The 19087-nt window shown below is 55.9% G+C and carries 17 protein-coding genes; 11 read left to right on the top strand and 6 right to left on the bottom strand.

Translation table 11 applies throughout. The annotated features are described in order from the left end of the window. Window position 1: 1 nt before the first annotated feature. Genes pcaG through pcaDC form a run of 3 tightly spaced genes read right to left on the bottom strand, consistent with a single transcriptional unit; the run spans window position 2 to window position 2572 of the window. Window positions 2-622 carry a protocatechuate 3,4-dioxygenase subunit alpha gene (gene pcaG, locus AC07U5_RS21345; protein ID WP_494724200.1) on the bottom strand — a complete coding sequence of 207 codons (621 nt, stop codon included), beginning with the start codon at window positions 620-622 and terminating at the stop codon, window positions 2-4. Window position 623: 1 nt separating this feature from the next. Further along, window positions 624-1364 (bottom strand): protocatechuate 3,4-dioxygenase subunit beta, encoded by a 741-nt coding sequence (gene pcaH, locus AC07U5_RS21340; RefSeq protein ID WP_494724199.1) that lies wholly within the window; start codon window positions 1362-1364, stop codon window positions 624-626. Then, complete coding sequence (pcaDC, locus tag AC07U5_RS21335) at window positions 1361-2572, bottom strand: bifunctional 3-oxoadipate enol-lactonase/4-carboxymuconolactone decarboxylase PcaDC (protein WP_111846547.1); 1212 nt, start codon at window positions 2570-2572, stop codon at window positions 1361-1363. Before pcaDC ends, pcaH begins: the two co-directional genes overlap by 4 nt. A gap of 84 nt (window positions 2573-2656) precedes the next feature. On the opposite strand from pcaDC, the gene pcaQ reads away from it, so the two are divergent. The 8 genes from pcaQ (at window position 2657) to AC07U5_RS21295 (ending at window position 10728) form a co-directional block, all read left to right on the top strand. Continuing rightward, window positions 2657-3589 carry a pca operon transcription factor PcaQ gene (pcaQ, locus tag AC07U5_RS21330; protein WP_062424466.1) on the top strand — a complete coding sequence of 311 codons (933 nt, stop codon included), beginning with the start codon at window positions 2657-2659 and terminating at the stop codon, window positions 3587-3589. A gap of 895 nt (window positions 3590-4484) precedes the next feature. Continuing rightward, the gene (locus AC07U5_RS21325; RefSeq protein WP_494724198.1) at window positions 4485-5276 is read left to right on the top strand and encodes a GGDEF domain-containing protein; all 792 of its coding nucleotides are present in this window, start codon (window positions 4485-4487) and stop codon (window positions 5274-5276) included. A 401-nt stretch (window positions 5277-5677) separates the two neighbouring features. After that, window positions 5678-6139, top strand: coding sequence for a helix-turn-helix domain-containing protein (locus AC07U5_RS21320; RefSeq protein WP_062599751.1), 462 nt, complete (start codon window positions 5678-5680; stop codon window positions 6137-6139). Window positions 6140-6190: 51 nt separating this feature from the next. Further along, on the top strand, window positions 6191-8146 hold the full coding sequence (locus AC07U5_RS21315) for an AfsR/SARP family transcriptional regulator (protein WP_494724197.1): 1956 nt from the start codon (window positions 6191-6193) through the stop codon (window positions 8144-8146). A gap of 30 nt (window positions 8147-8176) precedes the next feature. Continuing rightward, window positions 8177-8395: a hypothetical protein gene (locus AC07U5_RS21310; protein WP_062424462.1), complete on the top strand. Its 219-nt coding sequence runs from the start codon at window positions 8177-8179 to the stop codon at window positions 8393-8395. Window positions 8396-8427: 32 nt separating this feature from the next. Beyond that, window positions 8428-9645 carry a YcaO-like family protein gene (locus AC07U5_RS21305; protein ID WP_162693806.1) on the top strand — a complete coding sequence of 406 codons (1218 nt, stop codon included), beginning with the start codon at window positions 8428-8430 and terminating at the stop codon, window positions 9643-9645. Between the two features lie 2 nt (window positions 9646-9647). Then, complete coding sequence (locus AC07U5_RS21300; protein ID WP_062599753.1) at window positions 9648-10352, top strand: TfuA-like protein; 705 nt, start codon at window positions 9648-9650, stop codon at window positions 10350-10352. A gap of 121 nt (window positions 10353-10473) precedes the next feature. After that, the gene (locus AC07U5_RS21295; RefSeq protein WP_494724196.1) at window positions 10474-10728 is read left to right on the top strand and encodes a hypothetical protein; all 255 of its coding nucleotides are present in this window, start codon (window positions 10474-10476) and stop codon (window positions 10726-10728) included. A gap of 514 nt (window positions 10729-11242) precedes the next feature. Here the strand turns inward: AC07U5_RS21295 and AC07U5_RS21290 are convergent. Genes AC07U5_RS21290 through AC07U5_RS21280 form a run of 3 tightly spaced genes read right to left on the bottom strand, consistent with a single transcriptional unit; the run spans window position 11243 to window position 15785 of the window. Continuing rightward, window positions 11243-12145 carry a DMT family transporter gene (locus AC07U5_RS21290; protein WP_111846553.1) on the bottom strand — a complete coding sequence of 301 codons (903 nt, stop codon included), beginning with the start codon at window positions 12143-12145 and terminating at the stop codon, window positions 11243-11245. Beyond that, a complete protein-coding gene (locus AC07U5_RS21285; RefSeq protein WP_494724195.1) occupies window positions 12142-14544 on the bottom strand; it encodes a PIG-L family deacetylase in 2403 nt (800 codons plus the stop codon). Before AC07U5_RS21285 ends, AC07U5_RS21290 begins: the two co-directional genes overlap by 4 nt. 17 nt (window positions 14545-14561) lie before the next feature. After that, window positions 14562-15785: an ROK family transcriptional regulator gene (locus tag AC07U5_RS21280; RefSeq protein ID WP_494724194.1), complete on the bottom strand. Its 1224-nt coding sequence runs from the start codon at window positions 15783-15785 to the stop codon at window positions 14562-14564. Between the two features lie 249 nt (window positions 15786-16034). Here AC07U5_RS21280 and AC07U5_RS21275 point away from each other — a divergent pair, with 249 nt between their 5' ends. The 3 genes from AC07U5_RS21275 to AC07U5_RS21265 are packed head-to-tail and all read left to right on the top strand — an operon-like array spanning window position 16035 to window position 19083. Then, window positions 16035-17288, top strand: a complete 1254-nt coding sequence (locus AC07U5_RS21275) for a sugar ABC transporter substrate-binding protein (protein WP_494724193.1) — start codon at window positions 16035-16037, stop codon at window positions 17286-17288. 14 nt (window positions 17289-17302) lie between these two features. Next, complete coding sequence (locus AC07U5_RS21270) at window positions 17303-18244, top strand: carbohydrate ABC transporter permease (protein ID WP_494724192.1); 942 nt, start codon at window positions 17303-17305, stop codon at window positions 18242-18244. Continuing rightward, on the top strand, window positions 18241-19083 hold the full coding sequence (locus tag AC07U5_RS21265; RefSeq protein ID WP_494724191.1) for a carbohydrate ABC transporter permease: 843 nt from the start codon (window positions 18241-18243) through the stop codon (window positions 19081-19083). Before AC07U5_RS21270 ends, AC07U5_RS21265 begins: the two co-directional genes overlap by 4 nt. The last annotated feature ends 4 nt before the right edge of the window (window positions 19084-19087 follow it).

Genomic DNA, 19087 nt, shown 5'->3' with positions numbered 1-19087 from the left:
GTCATATATCGAAGAAGACAGTTTCGCCATCGCCTTGCAGGCGGATGTCGAAGCGATAGGCATTCTCGCCATCCGGCTTTGCGATCAGCGTCGGAACGCGGTCCTTGTGTTCGATGCGGGCCAGCACTGGATCAGCCACGTTTGCCGCGTCCTCCTCCGGAAAATACATTCTCGTATGTAGACCGATATTGATGCCGCGCGCGACAATCCAGAAGGTGATGTGCGGCGCCATGAAGCGTCCATCCTTGAATGGAACGCGGCCGGGCTTGATCGTTTCGAAGAGGAACTCACCGGTATCCATATCGCCAGGCGACCGGCCCCAGCCGGTGAAATGGGGGTCGGGAGCGCCGGCCGTTTCGCTCGGGCTGTTATAGAGTCCTTGAGCATCGGCCTGCCAGATTTCCACCAGCGCATCCTTCAGCGCATAGCCGCCGCCGTCGAAGACGGTGCCACGAATGGTGATGCGGGTGCCGGTGGCCTGGTCGTCATAGAGTTTTCCCGCGCCGAGATCTTGCTTGAAGACGCCGTTGATGCCAACGAAGTTCGGTGTGCAGCCAATATGGACGTAGGGTCCCGCCGTCTGGGAGGCGCTTTCCTTCAGATAATCGAGCGGCTGCACCATGTCAGTTCCCCTCCGGGCGGTTCTCGAAGAAGGTGGAGCGGCGACCACGCAACACGATGTCGAACTTGTAGGCGCGCATATCCATGGGAATGGTCGCATTCATGTCGAGCGGCGCGATCAATCGACGGATGGCATCCACGTCAGGGATCGTCTTGACAATCGGACACCGCCAGATGAGCGGATCGCCCTCGAAATACATCTGGGTAATCAACCGCTGCTGAAAACCATGACCGAAGACCGAGAAATGGATATGGGCCGGGCGCCAGTCATTCACGCCATTCGGCCATGGATAGGGACCGGGCTGAATGGTCTTGAACCAGTAATAGCCATTCCCGTCGGTGATGGTGCGACCGACACCGCCAAAATTTGGATCGACGGCGGCGAGATAGCTCTCCTTCTTGTGCCGATAGCGCCCGCCGGCATTGGCCTGCCAGAACTCTAAAAGCGCACCGGCGACACCCGCACCGCGCTGATCGAGCACGCGGCCATGCACGAGAATGCGCGGCCCGATCGGCATTTCGCCGGGCTTGGCATAGTTGAGGATCAGGTCGTTATCGAGCGGGTTCAGCAACCCATGACCGAAAACCGGGCCGCTGATTTCGCTCTTGGTGCCCTCAAGCGAAATCAGCGCACGCTGCGGCGAGCGCAAAACGGAGGTCTTGTACCAGGGCGTGTAGGCTTGCGGCTGCATCTCCCGATCACGGGCAAAGAAGGGGCCGGTTTCCGGTGGATGATTGCTCACGTCGTCTGCTCCTTCAGCGGGGAGGATGCGTTTCGGTTTGCCAGCACCTGCTTGGCAATCTTGAAGCCATGATTGGCGGCAGGCACTCCAGCATAGATCGCCACATGCATCAGCGCCTCGCGAATATCGTCCTCACTGGAACCGGTATTGGCGGTCGCCCGGACATGCATCGCCATCTCCTCATATTGCCCAAGTGCTGCAAGAAGCGCGATGGTCACGTTTGAGCGCTCTCTCTTTGTCCAGCGATCGCTGGACCAGACCGTGCCCCAGGCACTTTCGGTGATCAATGTCTGAAATGGCTGATCGAAGGATGTCGCCTGCGCGCTCGCCCGGTCCACATGGGCATCGCCCAGCACCGCGCGGCGCGTGGCCATGCCGCGGCTGTGGCGGTCGACGGATAGTGGTTCGGTATCGCCTGGCGGAAGGGCCTTCAGGAAGTCCGCGACCGCAGCTGCGTAGGCAGTCGGCTGCTCAAGCGGCGGGATGTGTCCGTTGTTGCAGACCCTAACAAAGTAGCTGTTGGCAACGAGACCGGCCAGCGACTCTACGAGTTCAGATGGAGTCGATCCATCCTGATCGCCAGCGACGCAAAGTGTTGGGACAACGAGACGAGCAAGAGCATCGGTGTAATCGGCATCGCGGATCGCCGCGCAGGTGCCGCAGTAGCCCTCGGCCGACTGGCGAAGCAGCATGGCGCGAGCGCCCGCGTAAAGCGGATTGTCGTCGCGGCGAAATGCAGGGGTAAACCAACGCTCCATCACGGGATCGACAAGGCTCTCAAGCCCGTTTGCGCGGACGGCGTCGATACGCGCATTCCACATCTCGGCCGTGCCGATTTTCTGCGCTGTGTTTGAAAGGACCAGGGCCGCAACGCGCTCGGGATGTGTTATCGCAACCGACTGCGCGATGAGGCCACCGACCGAAAGCCCCCAGACGATGACCTCGCCGATCTTCAGATGATCGAGAAGGGCGATAAGATCGTCCGCATGAGTCTCTATCGTATAGGGCGGCGTTCCGACGCTGGAAAGGCCGTGGCCGCGCTTGTCGTGAAGCAGATAGGCATAAGCATCGCCAAGCTCGTCGATGACGGTATCCCATATACGGAAATCCGTGCCAAGCGAGTTGACGAACGCGATGACCGGTTTGCCAGCCGACAGACCCTTGGTCCGGTAGTGAATCGCGGCATCGCCGACCTGAAGAAAATTCATCTCTCACTCCTCTTATGCGGAGATTGCAAGATCGCGCTGGTTAAGTAAAATGAGATTTTCGGCATTTCTCATAACTTGGTGGTTATGGCTTCTCTCATCGATCCACGTATCAAGCTCCGGCATCTGCAAGCCTTTATCGAGGTGGCGCGACAAAAGAGCGTCATGCGAGCTGCCAACGTGCTGCATATCAGCCAGCCGGCAGTCACCAAGACGGTGCGAGAACTCGAGGATGTGTTAGGCGTCGCACTCTTCGAACGCGAAGGTCGCGGTATTCGTCCGACGCGTCTCGGCGATATCTTCCTGCGCCATGCGGGCGCCACGATGGCCGCCCTTCGCCAGGCGGTAGACGCTGTGTCACGGGAAGCGGCGCATACCGACCCGCCGGTGCGCATCGGCGCACTGCCGACGGTATCAGCGCGCATCATGCCCGAGGCCATGACGCACTTTCTCGCTGAAGCAGCGCAGGCTCCCATTAAGATTGTCACTGGAGAAAACGCTATCCTGCTTGAGCAATTGCGCCAGGGTGACCTTGATCTTGTCGTCGGTAGACTTGCCACACCGGAGAAAATGACGGGCCTCAGCTTCGAGCACCTCTACTCGGAGCAGGTTGTCTTCGTCGTTCGTCCCGGCCATCGACTGCTGTCAGGCAAGGCCGATCTCTTCACCGAACTTTCAAATTACCCAATTTTGATGCCGACCCGCAATTCGGTAATCCGCCCGATCGTCGAACAGTTTTTGATCGCACAGGGCGTGGCGATGCCGAAGACGCAGATCGAAACAGTCTCAGACTCGTTTGGACGCGCCTATGTCCGCATGAGCGACGCCATCTGGATCATTTCAGAAGGTGTAGTCGTCGACGACGTCGCAGCGGGCGCACTTGCGATTCTGCCCTTCAACACCTCCGATACTAGCGGCCCCGTAGGCCTGACAATGCGGACGGATACTGCAGTGTTCACCTCGCTCGCCCTCATGATCGAGGCAATTCGCAGGGCTGCGACTATTGGGCGGATGGCGTGATCTGAACCAAGACCGCTTGCCTGGGATCAAACCGCTAAAGTGGGATTATTTATCGGATGAGTAGTTGTTCACGGCACGTGCCGGCAACGATTGTTTAAGCACGTGTAAAGGTACCGCGAGTGCTTCGCGGGCAACGTCTTCCAGCTTCATGAAACATGCACAGATGGGGAGAACTTTCTCAACGTCTAGCTAAATCGACCCTATCGAGCGGCTTGGCATGGCAACCTAGCTACTTTGTTGGTGGAGCCGCGAAACATTGCGATATGGACCGTTGCGAGATCTGACTGACCATCTACTCTCGCCAGGCAGGCCCGTCGACGGCCGCATTCAATCAGCCGCCAAACCCTTCCGCCTGAACACATCACTAGATTTAATTTTAGCACCCAGCACGCTTAACGTTACGCCAACCATATCCGCGATATACGAGACGACGTAAGGAATCTTATAGAGACCACCCTGTAGGCTTTGACGTAAGGCAGGCAGAGCAATGCAGATCGATTTACAAACCCTTTGGTACTTGACCGTCGGAACGCTGCTGGTGTCAGCCTCGCTTCTCCTTTGGGAAAGGCAGGCCCATCCAGGTCGCGCACGTGTGCTTGGTGTTCTGGCCGCGGCACTCTTCGCGTTCGTTCTCGGGTGCATGCTCGCAATGAACCGCAGCCACTTTCCAGTCGTGCTGGGTATGGCGGCGATCAACATCCTGATGATGTCAGGATACCTCTTGGTCCTTAACGCAGTCGCCGGGCTTGATGGTCAACGGCATTTCTGCTCGTCCGTCGCAGCGCTAAGCTTCCTAGCCATCGCTTGGGCAATCGCTGGCACGCACTTCCCGGCCGCATTCTGGAACCATGTCTCGTCTATCCCCATCGCTCTGACCTGCGGCCTGACAGCATGGATGCTCCTGCGCAGCCGCACTGTGCAGCGATTGCGCTCCCGTCCGGTCGCAGTAACGATTTCGGCCTTCCATGCCCTGTTCTATTTTGCCCGAGCGTTCATTGCCCCTGTTCTCATTGAGCGCTACGGGCAAGATATGATCTCCATCATCGGGAAGGCGACGATGTACGAGGCTGTCTTGTACTCGGTGGCGATGCCAATGTCCTTTTTGATGATTATACGAGAGGAGGAAAAGCTCAACCTGCTCCGCATATCACAGACCGACCAACTGACCGGGCTTGCAAACCGTCACGCCTTTTTCGAGCAGGCATCTCGGATGCTGCAGGAGCGGCATGGTGACCCCGTCTCACTGCTCGCCTTCGACCTCGACCATTTCAAGGCGATCAATGATCGTCATGGACATCCAACCGGAGATAAGGTTTTGCAGCTGTTCGCCGACAAGGCCCGTGAAGAAGCAGGCCCGGACGCGCTTCTTGTCCGTTTGGGCGGTGAGGAATTCGCTGCGCTTCTGCCACGGTGCGATCATTCTCAAGCTCTTAGTCGCGGATCGGCGATCGCAAACCGGTTCGCCGAAGCAGCCGCTCGAACAGAGGGCTTGAAAACTCTGGCCACCGTCAGTGTTGGCCTCGCGGCACCGGACTGCAACGACCTCGCCGGGATGCTTGCGAGCGCTGACAGCGCGCTCTATCGCGCAAAAGCCCTTGGACGGAATCGCGTTGAGACCGCAAGCGCAAACGAATTGCTTCCGCACCCCTCCGCCGATCCATTGCCTCAGCAGTTGCGGGCAGTCTAGGACGAGAAGTCATCCCACGATGTAGCTCTTTCGGATGAGCGCCTTGAACATGGACCAACTCCGTGCTCATCTTTCAGCGATCGCTTTCGAACCTGATCCCCAAGCTGAGTTACCGCCTCACAGAACTGCCACAACGGCGCCCGTTACCCTGAGTCTTCAATCCTAGAAATTTGGCGTGCACGCGGCCAACGACAGCAATCCATCACCTACATTTTTATTCAGGAGCGTCAGAGCAGCGTTTGCTAGACTTAAGTAATCTTGTTGAATTCTTAAATGTGTGCACACCAGAGATTGAAATTGTACTGAATTTCAATACAAGCTGTAGCATAAACGCGCGTTTCCCGAGCGACGCCGACTTCGTTTCTCGGAACTATAAAACTTTTCGTGTTAGGAGTTCGTCCATGGTCCACAAGAGAAGTCCCGATGCGATCGACGTGTTTGTGGGCGGTCGTATCCGCATGCGTCGTATGATGCTGAAGTTGAGCCAGACGCAGTTGGCGAACGAACTCGGAGTGACGTTTCAACAGGTGCAGAAATACGAGAAGGGCACGAACCGTGTTGGCGCAAGCCGTCTGCAAAAGATCGCAAATGTCCTCGGCGTCCCACCAAGCTTCTTCTTCTACCAAGAGAGTGAAGAGCTGGTCACCACGGCAGGCATCGGAGATTTCACGACGATGAGCTACGTTTCGCAATTTCTTCAATCCCGCGAGGGCATGGCCCTAAACCAGTCGTTTTTAAAAATTCCCGATGCAAACGTCCGCCAAAAGATTGTGGCGCTCGTCAAGGCTATGGCCGAGATGGACGAGCTTCTTCCTATTGCCCCGGAAGGGCGTTCATCGGTGGACGTTAGGTTGAACAGCTAGATCGCAGATCTGGGCTTTTGGACAACCATGACCGAACTGTAGTGGGGATCAATGGCGTTCAGGTTGCTGACACTTGGGGAACTGCGGCTCGTTGATCCTTCGGGGAACGCTGTTGCCTTCTCCGAAAAGGGTTTGATCATGCTTGCCTACCTATTTGTCCACCCGCAACGTGCCCAATCGCGGACGGCGTTGTCGAAGCTGCTATGGGACGCGGTTGAGCCGGCGCAGGCATATACCAACATGCGCAAGTCATTGTCGAGGATCGACAGCCGCCAGCAGGAATTGGGTCATCAATTCGTTCAAATCACTGCTTCCGATGTAAAGCTCAACACTGAAGCTATCGACTGCGACATAGCGGGATTCGAAGCCCCGCCTGTTTCGGACCCGCTGATTGATCTGCGCTCGTTAGTCGGACTTTTCAGTCATGCGTTTCTCGAAAACGTCGACAGCACAGGAGCCGCACTTTCAGCCTGGATTGGACAGCAAAGGGTACAACACCTATCCCGATTGCGGGAAGCCTTGATCACCGCGATACCGATCGCGAAATCTGCGCAAGCTATCGCGCTCGTCAAGGATGCGGCCCTGCGCATATTTCAGCACGACCCGGATGACGAGATGATCGTCAGCTTGCTTGCGGAGACCTATTCCACCGAGGGCAAGGTAGAGGCCTTCCGAAACATCTACGAAGGCCAGAAACAGAAGCTGTGGGGTAACCTGACGCTCGATCCCGATGTCCATGCCCTGAATGTCGTCAAAAAGGTCTTTGAGAAGCAGCGCACTCTCCTTGCCGTTTCGCAGCAAGGAATTGGGGACCAGTTGGGCGCTAAAGCAAACACAGGCCTCAAGCGCCCCATGCCGAGGCTTGTACTCCTGCCGCCAGTGGAGAGCATTGCCGGTCGCCAGCCTCTGCTCCCTTTCGCTGACGCACTTATTGAGGACGTCACCATCGCGCTATGTTCCTTGACCTCGGTGTCTGTGGTCGCTCCCTACACGGCCGCCCAGATCAGCCGGCAGTCGGATAAGGCCACCACGATCGCGCAGCATTCCATCTCCTACGTGCTCGATACCAGGCTTTCAGGCCAGGGCACCCAATGCAGCCTCTTCGTGCAGTTGGTTTACTTCGCAAACGATGAGGTCATCTGGGCGGACCGTTACGACATGGAAAAAGACAGTCTGGCCGTCCAGCGGCGTCAGATAGCTCGCCGAATTTCCATGGCGATCACCGGGGAAATAGAGCGCAACGAGCTGGCGCGGGAATATTTCGAGCAAAGCCCGACCGCATACCACCATTACCTCCTCGGACAGCGACATCTCAAGAACCTTGGTCTTCCAGATATTCGCCGTGCACGCAAAGAATTTCGAGCAGCGCTCAATCACTCTCCCTATTTCGCGCCAGCATTGAGCGGTATCGCTCGAACTTATTCAAGGGAATGGCTAATCACGGCACGTGGAGACGCTCAACTTCTGAAAGAAGCCGAGAAACATGCTAACAAAGCGATCGCGGCTGGCCAAGACATGGTCGGCGGCTACAGAGAACTCGGTGTTGCTAAGATGCTCTTAGGCGGCATTGATGAAAGCGTTGAGGCCTTGGAGTTGGCCGAGACCCTCAGCCCCCATTATGCCGATGTCACCGCGGACTACGCCGACACCCTTGTCCATGCATCGAAGCCCGGCCTAGCACTCGAGAAAATCGAAAAAGCCATCGAGCTCAACCCCTTGAGTCCCGATGTCTACCTTTGGACAGCAGCCGGCGCGTCCTACTGCCTCGAAGAGTACGAGCAAGCCTTATCCTATATCGAGCGCATGGCCGACAGAGGGCTCGCTAACCGCCTCTCCGCCGCAAGCTGGGCGATGATTGGCGACCAAAAAAGGGCGAAGAGCTTCGTGCGCAAGGCTCGGGAAACCAATCCCGACTTCGATGTGGATACTTGGCTGACCGCCGTGCCGTTCAAGGAGCAATGGCAGAAAGATCACTACCGTGATGGCCTGCGAAAAGCAGGCTTTTGAAGCAAATGAGCCAAAAGAAGGATTTTTAGCATGGCAAGAATCGTCGTTATCGGAGCGCCAGGTGAGACTGGCCTATGGGTTGCAGATCTTGATGCAGGAACTGTTAAGCCCTTTCAGCCGCCGGCAGGAAGCGCGCTGGAGGCTGCGGGTAAACTCCGGGCTAGCGGGGCTACTATCATCAAAGGCGTGGATTTCGCTGTCTCCGTGAAATCGGCCGACGACGCCTTCTCCGGTCATCTCGACGGATAAGCTAGCCAACGATGCGGCCTCGGAAGACAGTGATGTTAAACGATCAGATGCCGTACCTTCCTGAGGCCCGCTCTGCCACTTACTCGGCGCGTATCTGCACGCCAGAGGAGACGCTCAAGCGCGTCGCATCCTTCCTCCCACGCTACGGGATCACTCGCGTATCTCGATTGACTGGTCTCGACAATATCGGTGTTCCCGTCTGGAGCGCAGTTACTCCTAACGCTCGCTCGATCGTCATCCATCACGGCAAGGGTATCACTGATGCTGATGCTAAAGTGTCTGCAACGATGGAGGCGCTCGAGCGCGCCATCGCCGGCAGTCCATCGATCGACACAATCACTGCAACACAAGCGAGCCTCGAACTGGAAGGGCGGGTGGTCGATAACCTCGTGGGTCTCATCGCCCAAGGTCAGAACGACATAGCCGACGACGAGATGCTAACATGGGTTCGGGCAAGAGATGTTTTATCCAAAGTTGAAACCTGGGTTCCCTATGAAGCTGTCATCCTGGATCGTACTCCAGAGGTGGTTAGGTTCTGGCAGTCTTCGGATGGCCTAGCATCTGGAAATACACTCTTAGAAGCGAGCTTCCATGGAGTCCTGGAACGTATCGAGCGCGATGCAGAAACTTTGTGGAATATAGCGAACGCAGATCAGCGCCTTAAGACCTGCCTCGACCCTCGCAGCCTTCTGGATCCAGTCATAGATGGGCTCGTCAGTAAAATTGAAACGGCAGGTCTAGAACTTCGGCTGTTCGATATTACGAGCGACATCGGCATCGCCTGTTTCGTAGCGTTTTTGGGGTCGGCCTCAATCACATCAGGAAGCAATTCGCGCTTCATCGACGTGACAAAGGGAAGCGGTGCGCATCTCGATCCCGCGCGAGCCGCAATCCGGGCAATTACGGAAGCGATTCAATCCCGCCTGACTTATATCGGCGGCGCAAGGGACGACATCTATCCAGAGACGTTCGAACGGCCCCTACCGCAGGAAGTTCGGAACTATTTCAACGCCGAGCCAAGACCCCTCCCTCCCCTCAAGACGGTAGGCCTTGGACCACTGGAAGACATGTTCGAAACCGTGCTCAAGCATCTTGAAACTGCATCTGTGGCCTCTGTCGTCGTCGCTCCGCTGACACCGCCGGATTTTCCATTCTCAGTCGCCAAAGTCTTGGTGCCTGACCTTGAAAATCCGCCAGGGGAGCGAAAAAGACGTTTTGGGGCTCGAGGTATATCGAAGGCGTTGTTTTAGCTATGAAGGTTGTATTCGCCGGCCCGACGCTTCCGGATGCAGTGAATCTGGTACCGACGGATGTCGAAGTCCGCGGCCCGGCCAAGCACGGAGATTTCGTAGCAGCCGTCACCGAAGGTGCCACGGTGATCGGTTTAATTGACGGATATTTCGAAGATGTAGCCCCCATCTGGCACAAGGAAATTTTATTCGCTCTCTCTCAGGGCGTTCGCGTTTACGGCTCAAGCAGTATGGGCGCTTTGAGGGCTGCGGAATGTGCAGCATTTGGGATGGCCGGGATTGGCAAGATCTACAGCCTTTATGAAAGTGGCGAACTCGTTGACGATTCCGATGTCGCGCAAATCCATGGTCCAAGAGAGATGAACTACGTGTCCCTGTCCGAGCCCTTGGTGAACGTCTTGGCAACTCTCGAAGATCTGTTTTTGCGGTGCCAACTTGATCACGCGGAATATGCGAGCCTCATGACAAGCGCCAAACGAATGTTCTTTAAAGAGCGAACTTACCGGGCAATCGTCGCCAACGCCGATCTACCGAACAACTCATCTCGGGAAACCCTACAAATGCTCTTGCGGAAGAACGCTATCAACCAGAAGCGGCGTGATGCGTTGGAGTTGCTGGATGCAATAGCGACGGCTGACGACCGCCGAGTAGAAGTTCCTACGGCATGGACCTTCGCTTCGACGAGGCAGTGGCGAAAAATCCTCTAGGGACGCTGGTTGTAGTCCGATCCTGCTCGGCACCCCAAGCTGTGTCACGCCTATGTCACGCGCAATTCCGTAACTTCTAATTTATCCTTCACCTAGAACACTGATTTGGAATGAAGGATTGATGATGGCACTAAATACTCGTGAGAAGAACGCCGATCAAAACGACGATATCGCACCAGAGCTGGTTTCGATTGCACGGCTTGTGACCTATGCGCGCAACAGCGCTAAGGATCTCGACCTTGAATTCTCGACCTACTGCCTCGATTTGGCTTTAGGTTCGCTGGTCGAAGAGATCAGAAAACGTGGAGTGGATAATACTGAAGGCAGCGATGATGGCCAATTCATCCCGATCGTCATCTCCGGAGCATCGCACTAACTGCGCGATCTACCCTGCCAATCAAGACTGGTCTTGTCGTCAACTCGTCGATGATGCGCTCGAGTGCCGCGCCGTCATCAATGATACTGCTGAGCGAGGTCGACCATCATTCGCGAGCGTTTCTCCTGAGGTGAGGTTTTCTGTCATCATATGTTGCCGGGGATGATAAGGGCGGAAGATGTTGGAATCGTTGACAACATGGAAGGGCTCAAGTTCACAAATTTCAAGAGCCTTGGGGGAAGGCGCCGACCACCATATCGTTGACGGCAACGTTCCAACGCCTTTAGGTCCCGACGAAGCATAGGTTCAACATCGCATGGTCTTTGTCCAGAAGGCGCGCAGTGGCATCATAAGTCGTTGGGCAGCCGGCGGATCATGGGTTGTTGAATGCCCAAACTGCGGTTTCCAAGCGCAGCGTTTAAGCTAAAATCTATCGTCGGTGTCGGCGAGTACATTCAGTAGGATCTCTCTGGGATGTTTTTCGTCAACCCTGTGATCAAAATGTACATCCACCCTACATCCGGGGCCTTGCAATTCGTTCAAGGATCGCCGTCGACAGTAGCGAAATCAGAATGATCGCGATCCCCAGCAACACCCTTTGTTCAGGCACCTCTTGGAACACGAAATATCCAACAGCTGTGACGACCAGAAGGGACAGATAGCTGACAGGCGCAAGAATGCTGGCAGCGGCCTTACGATAGGCCTGCAGGAAGCAATACTGCCCAAGTTGCGCCAATAGCCCAATTCCGAGGAGGGGAATCCAGTCAAATGGGGCGACTGGCCTCCATGTCCATACGGCTGGAATGGCGGTGATAACGGCAAGTCCGACCGTATAGAAGACCATCATCACGGTCGTGTTTTCTGCCCGCAGGGCGCGCGCCTGTATTACCGCTAAAGCACCGAAGATAACAGAGAGGAGGATAACCAGAACACCTGCATTGATCTCTCCACCTACGGGATTGATGACAACGACCACACCTATAAAAGCAAGACAGGCTCCAGCCCATCGATACCGGTTCACGCTCTCGCCAAGCAAGGTAACAGCAAGCGCCATTGTCACAAGTGGCCGCGAAAAGCCTACGGCATTCACAGTCGCCAGAGGAAGCAAGCCGATCGCAATGAAATTGCTCGTCAACGCGATAGCATTACAGCAAATGCGGAAAAGGTTGCGCCAGGGATATCGAACGGCTCTCATCTCTTTTCGGTGTCGCCAGATGAGCGGCAGGATGAAGAGCAGGCCGATCATCGCCCGAACGAAAACGAGTTGGAAGGCAGGATAATTTACACCCTGAGCTTTCACCAGCGCGGTCATCCCGCCAGCGACAAGAGCCATGTCCAGCAATAGCCAGCCAATACCCGCATGGAAGTCGCTCCTCTGCGGGCCAAGGTGCCTGTCGTGTTCTTCTTCGTCGTTCACGCCGGCTGCACAAGATTGGCCATCAATCGGAAAGCACCTGGAACCAACTTGTCCATCTGGTGATGCAGCACGAGGCTGACATGGGTGTGTCTCCCTGTTCCAATCACACCCGAGACCAGTGCGCCCTTTAAGGGTTGCTCGTCAACATCATGCATGGCCAGCAGCGGCTCGTAGACGTCGTCCCAATTCGAGGCGAAATACAGACCGCGCTCCTTATCCCAGCCGGTCCAGTCTGAGGCATCGATAATATTGGGACCGATGAGCAGCGGATGATCGGGTTGCAACACTATGACCTCTGCTGCTGGGTCCGTTACCCTCCAGCGAAGCGAGGGTTTGCCAATTTCAAGCCGGCACACAGGCGTCGCTTCGGGGTCCCATCCGTCGGTCGGTCGGTGGTAGAGGGTAACGAGATGCCCGCCGCTCTCGACGAAGTGATGAATTTTTTCGGTTACCTCTGCAAGATCCCTGCGAATCCCAAAAGCAAATATACCAACGACGATAGTTGTGAAGGCGGAGAGATCGCCACCAAGCGCATGCGCGTCGAGCTCAGTGACATTTAAGCCCATGCGCGCGAGCCAAATACCCACTCTGTCTGCGCCGCCGCCAACATAGCCGACGCGCGCATTTTTAGGCAGCTTGAGATCCAGCGACAAAATCTTCAAAGTCGAGGGCGACAGAAAGCGTGCCCGACCGATATGCGGATAAGCAATCGGCGTGATCTGAAAGGCCGGTTGCCCGCCGGAAAGCGCCTCCAGCTGGACAAGACCTGCTGCGCCTTCGCCTGCGAGCTCAGCAAACCAGTCGCCTCCTGAGTGGCGCACGCTCCAACCGCTTGCGGCTTTGAAAGAGATCGGGGCATGTCCCCCGTCTATATCTACCGCAAAACGAATGTTGTTCTGATCTTGTCCCTTTGGGACGAGGAGAGCATCGGGTTTCAGCGTCAACGACTGAGGGGGGGTGACAAAAAATGGTTCTTCCAAGTCGAAAAGACCAGACACTTCTCGCCCATCCACAACGGCCGATATCTGCACATACGCGTGGCCGTTGCCCCCTGCGGCCTTCCAGCCTGGGTGGTAGAGACTAGAAACAGCAGCATTAGTGTCCGCCGCGAGAGAAAAAACGACCGGCCGACAAAGCGATCGAACATCATAGCTTACACCCGCAGGAAGAACCGGCTTAACGTCGGCTTGAAACTCACTGGCTCTGTCGGATAACTCGACCCGAAGCGTTGCAGTCCCTCCTGGAACGATATCAGCTGGCTCGCTGTAAGCTCGTTCGAAGAGGTCGAGTGCGGTCAAAATCGCTAAATCCACCAGCCTGCGTTTGGTGACAATCCTGTGCTCATGCAGTTCTCGGAACGGCTGACCAGAGCTCTCGTCGACCTGTTGCAGGAAATGGGCTGCGGTGAGCAGCGACCGTGCTATCCGCTGAGTATCCGGATAGGCTGAAATGGCTTCAGCAATAGCCCCGTGGGCTTCGATAAGCGCCTTTGCGAGAGCCGGATCGAGGCCATCAAAACCTGCGAGGTCCGCCAATGAGGATGGGAGATTGTCGAGGATAGAAGTTTCCTCACCCGCCCCTTCTCCTGGAATGGCGAGATGCAAGGGCCAGATACGCTGCGGCTGTTCTGGCCAGCGCCCCATGCCCTGCGACGCGTGATAATAGCGGGACCACTCGCCGATCCGGTCATATTCGGCGCCGGTCGCCTTCTCTTTGCCGACCGCTTCGACCACCAGCGTTGTGTCCGGCGGAGGAACCTCGTCATCATAGGTGTCGCCACCACCAGACCATGCTGGAAGGTAGAATTTCGCCACCTTCCAAGGCCGCAATCCTTCGGCAGCGTGCTCAGGAAATACGGCAGGATCTGCGGCGAGCGCAACAGCGCTTCTGGCAGCTCGCGTCATGGCCCGGTGATGGCCGTGTTGGCCGGGCACATCAAGGAAGGTCGGGATGACGATATCCGGCCGCTCTTTACGGTAGGCGCGAACCAATCGTTCCACAATGCGCTGTTCTCCCCATCGATCGAACGTTTGGTCACCATTCTTGGAGAAGCCGAAATCGTGAATTCTATCCGCTGGGCCGTGCCCAAGCCAGCTGACATCTGCATCGATAATCCGGGCGGCCTCTTCCAATTCACGCGATCGGATGACGCCCAACGCGCCCAGACGCTCCGGCCCCAACGCGTTCTGTCCACCCTCTCCGCGTGTCGAACATGCGATAATCGTGCGCATGCCAAGCCCCATCCGAAGATAGGCCAGCAACCCGTTCTGCTCATCATCTGGATGCGCACCCGTATGCATTACGGTAATTGTGGAAGTCAGCGCACTCAGCCTACGATGGAGACGAATGAGCCAGGGATCGGCCATCTGGCGTTCGATGCGCTCACGAGGACTAAGCATGCTTGTCTCCCTTAATTTCAGTCGATAACGGCTGCGGTGCCCAGAGATGTCTCTAGCTTTGGTGTCACGATGTCGAATAGCGGCAAGGCAGCAGCGCCAAGCGCGGCGGTCAGCTGACCGGATTTCCCGGTCATGACCCGCGGTAATTCGCGCTGACGATGGCTACCAACCGAAGTCGGCAGTGTTCCCATCCGCTGGATGATGCTCGCGATGATCGCCTCGGGTAGTGCCCCACCCAGAATGATTGTCTGCGGATCAAGAATGTTTTCGAGCATGGCGATCATGGGAGCGAGATGCGCTGCCGCATCATAGATCCAGTCGATGACCGTTGGATCCTGCATCTTGAATAGGGATTCCAGGTTGTCGAGCTCGGTGTTGGCAATACCTGCTTGACCCAGCCGCTCCTTGAGGACGTAGACGGACGCATAGGCTTCCAGGCAGCCTTTCTGGCCGCATGAAGGACATGCTCGACCCCGCGGCGAAACAGTCACATGACCGATTTCGCCAGCATTTCCGAAGGCACCGCGATAAGGGGCGCCGTCCTGGATCATGCCAAGGCCGATACCAACTCCGAAATAGATCATACAGAAATTCGGGATAGATTGCCCCGCACCGAACAGGCGCTCGCCCACAGCCGCAGCCGTTGCATCGTTTTCCACTACGACCTGTTGGCCGCATGCCTCGCTTAGCATTTGCCGCGCGTCAATCCCGTTCCAACCGGAGAGAGTCGTGGGACCAACCGAGGTCATACCATCGATCTCGAACGGCCCCGGCATGACGACGCCCGTGCCAAGTAATCGGCATCCCACCTGGTCTGCGACTGCAGCATGATCTGTTGAAAAGGTTTTAAGGATGGCTTCGGGCGACGTGTCGGTCAAAGGCGTTACGCGATGCGCGCGCAGAATTCCGGCTAGGTCGAGGCCCACTGTAACCATGTGATCGGCGGCGATTTCCACTCCGATGGTCGCCCCACCGTCTGGATTAACGGCAAACTGTATTGGCGGCTGTCCCCGACCTGTACGCCGTCGACCTAACTCTTTCAGAAGCTTCTCACCGACCAGTTCATCGACAATGTTGGCAACTGCCTGGGGAGTAAGATGGGTGATTTTCGCAAGTTGAGCTCGTCCGAGCGATCCATGCCGGCGCACGATATCGAGAACGACCCGCCGATTATGCTCACGGCTTCGCTCAGGATTTTTTCCGATAGCGACTGGATAGGCTTCCATCGTGTGTAACGTCATTTCTCACTTCCGGTCCGCTTGAAACACATAACTCCGGAACGAGAATACACGCAATACATTAATTCAAGTAAATTATCTTATTGACAAATGCGCGCCTTCAGAGAACCGTATAGCCGATCTTGACGACCGGCTCAGTTGCGCTTCGACGAAACGTTACGGTCTGAAGTCGATGAGTCACGCGCCAAGGCGTGAATAAAGGGAACGATCACTCCGTACCCGGAAGACCGGACGGAGAAACAGGAGGCTCACATGCGCAGGACAGCTCTATTTGCCGGATTGGTCGCCGGCTTCAGCACATTTGCATTCAACGCCGCGCAGGCCGTTGAGATACAATATTGGCAGTATGTCTTCGATACACGGGTCAAAGCGATGGATGAATTGATCGCTAATTTCCAAAAGGCCAATCCAGACATCACCGTCAAGCAGGTTACTTTTCCTTACGCCGACTATCAGACACGCGTGATTGCGGCCAATATGTCTGGCAACGGGCCGGATGTGATGCAGCTGTTCTACGGTTGGCTCGACAAGTTTGCCGCAGGAGGGATCTTGCAGCCACTACCCTCGGACGCCTTCCCCCATGACAAGATCGAAAGCGAATTTTTCCCCATCGTCAGCGCCATGAAGCGGGGAGATGATTATTATGGCCTGCCGACGGCTGTACGGTCACTTGCTTTGTTCTACAACAAGAAGCTCTTCACGGAAGCGGGTCTCGACCCCGCTAATCCTCCCAAAACCCTGGACGAGTTCGTGGCTGCGGCTGAAAAGATTTCCAAGCATGACGATGCCGGAAACCTGACTGTCGCTGGAACAACGCTCGATATGGGTGGACAGGACCATCAGTGGTGGCGCGAAGTTCTCATTCGGCAATATGGCGGGGAACCTTATACAGACAATGACCGTAAGGTCGCCTATGACAGCGACGCTGGCATCCATTCCCTGAAATTCTATACCAGCCTCCAGCTCGAAAAGAAGATCGGACAAGCCGGCTTTATGGATGAAGGTCAGGCAGCGTTTCGTGCTGGCAAAGCTGGAATGACCATAGACGGGACGTTTCGCCTCGGCTCGTTCCGCACCATCAAAGATTTCGAGTGGGGCGTTACCGAACTTCCAACTAACGACAAGAATATCCGCTCCAACTACGCGAGCTATTTCGCCAATGGTATCAGTGCAAAGACCACCGGTGAAAAGCTCGAGGCATCGAAGAAATTTCTCGCCTACATCTCCTCGCCAGAGGCAATGTCTATCTGGTTGACAACTGTTGGGGAGCTCCCTGCCCGTCGGTCTGCGGCTCTTACGGACGCAAACCTCAAAGATCCTATCTACGGCCCGTTCCTGAAGGGTCTCGAATATGCCCACACAACGATATTTCTGGACGAAGCCGCACAGCGCCAAAACGCCATTGACATGACAAACCGCGTCCTTCTTGAAGGCCAGTCGGTAGAGGAATCGATCAAGCAGGCGGCTGAGGCCGAGCAGGAAATCATCGACGCGGCGCAACCCTGATAGGAGTTTCTGCCATGGCGGCGATTGATCAAGATGGGGTGGCGAATGGCCGCCCCGGCGGCTCCTTGCGAGATCGCCTTCCCATGCGGACAAAGCGTCTCATATGGATATGGAGCTTCCTAGCGATCCCTATCCTGTTTTACAGCGTGATCCGCTTCTACCCGACTTTTCATGCCTTTTGGCTATCATTCACGAACTGGGATCTTTTAAGACCGGCCAAATTCATCGGTTTCGCCAATTATGTGAAGCTCTTCAAAGATCCGCAGTTCTGGAAAGTGTTCAAAAACACCTTTACCTACCTCATCGTCGGCACCCCGATTAGTCTCGTACTGGCCTTCGTGATCGCCTTTTTCCTGGACCGAGTACGGATCCTGCACGGTTTCATCCGGGCACTGTATTTCTTGCCTTACCTGACGACGGCCGCCGCGATGGCTTGGGTTTGGCGCTGGTTTTACCAGCCTCCCCCGATCGGCATCATAAATGATGTTCTCGGCGTGCTGGGGGTACCCCAACAACCGTTCATTCGGTCCACCGATCAGGCGCTCTATTCAGTTATGGTGACAGCCATTTGGGCGGGATTGGGCTTCCAGATTATCATCTTCATGGCTGGATTGCGTGCGATCCCAACGACATTCTACGAAGCTGCCCGAATTGACGGGCTTGGGGAGTGGGCCATCCTCAGGAAGATCACACTTCCGCTTCTAAAGCCAACGACCGTTTTTCTCGTGGTCTTTTCTTCGATCGGCTTCCTGCGCATTTTTGACCAAGTCTACAATATGACGACAAACGACCCGGGGGGTCCGCTTGGCTCAACCAAGCCGCTCGTCTTGATGATCTACCAAACGGCCTTCAATTCCTACGCGATGGGTTACGCCGCGGCTCAGACAGTCGTCCTCTTCACCATCCTGTTGTTCGTCTCACTGCTCCAACTCTGGATATTGAGGGAAAAGAAATGAGCGAAACTCCGCCGCTTTCCCATGCCCGCATCCGACCAGGTCGTATTCTTGCTTGGACATTGCTATTCCTCGGTGGCCTGATCATGCTTTCACCGCTGCTCTTCATGTTCGCTACCTCCTTTAAGACAGCCGATCAGGTCTACGATCTTCGGCTAATCCCTGCAGCGCCGACCCTCGATAACTACATTACCGTTCTGGCGGACGGACGTTTCCTGCGCTGGTTCTTCAACTCGACGGTTGTTGCCGTCTTGGTGACGATTTCCAACTGCTTTTTCGATAGCCTTGTGGGCTACACGCTGGCGAAGTTCGAGTTCCGAGGCCGTTATTTTATTTTCCTTGCAATACTTTCGACCTTGATGATCCCCACCGAGATGCTCGTCATACCGTGGTATCTGATGTCCAGTCAGCTCGGCTGGCTCGATAGCTATTGGGGGATCATGTTCCCCGGCATGATGACAGCGTTCGGAACATTCTTGATGAAGCAATTCTTCGAGACCGTCCCCAATGACTTTCTCGAAGCCGCGCGTGTCGATGGCCTCAATGAATTCCAGATATGGTGGAAGGTCGCGCTGCCTCTGGTGACGCCAGCGCTCTCAGCGCTTGCCATCTTTACGTTCCTGGGCAACTGGACGGCCTTCTTCTGGCCCCTGATCGTCACAACAAGCAAGGAACTGTACACATTGCCGGTTGGGCTTTCGAGCTTTGCGGTTGAACAGCAGATTCAGTGGGAGATGATCATGACGGGTGCCGCTATCGCCACCATCCCCACCCTCATCGTCTTCATCGTACTGCAACGCTACATAGTGCGTGGAGTGATGCTGGCGGGACTGAAAGGATAACATC

This window comes from Agrobacterium sp. GW821-FHT02D03, assembly GCF_059421725.1.
Note: the sequence above shows the minus strand (reverse complement) of the source record. Positions and strands in the feature narration are given on the sequence as shown.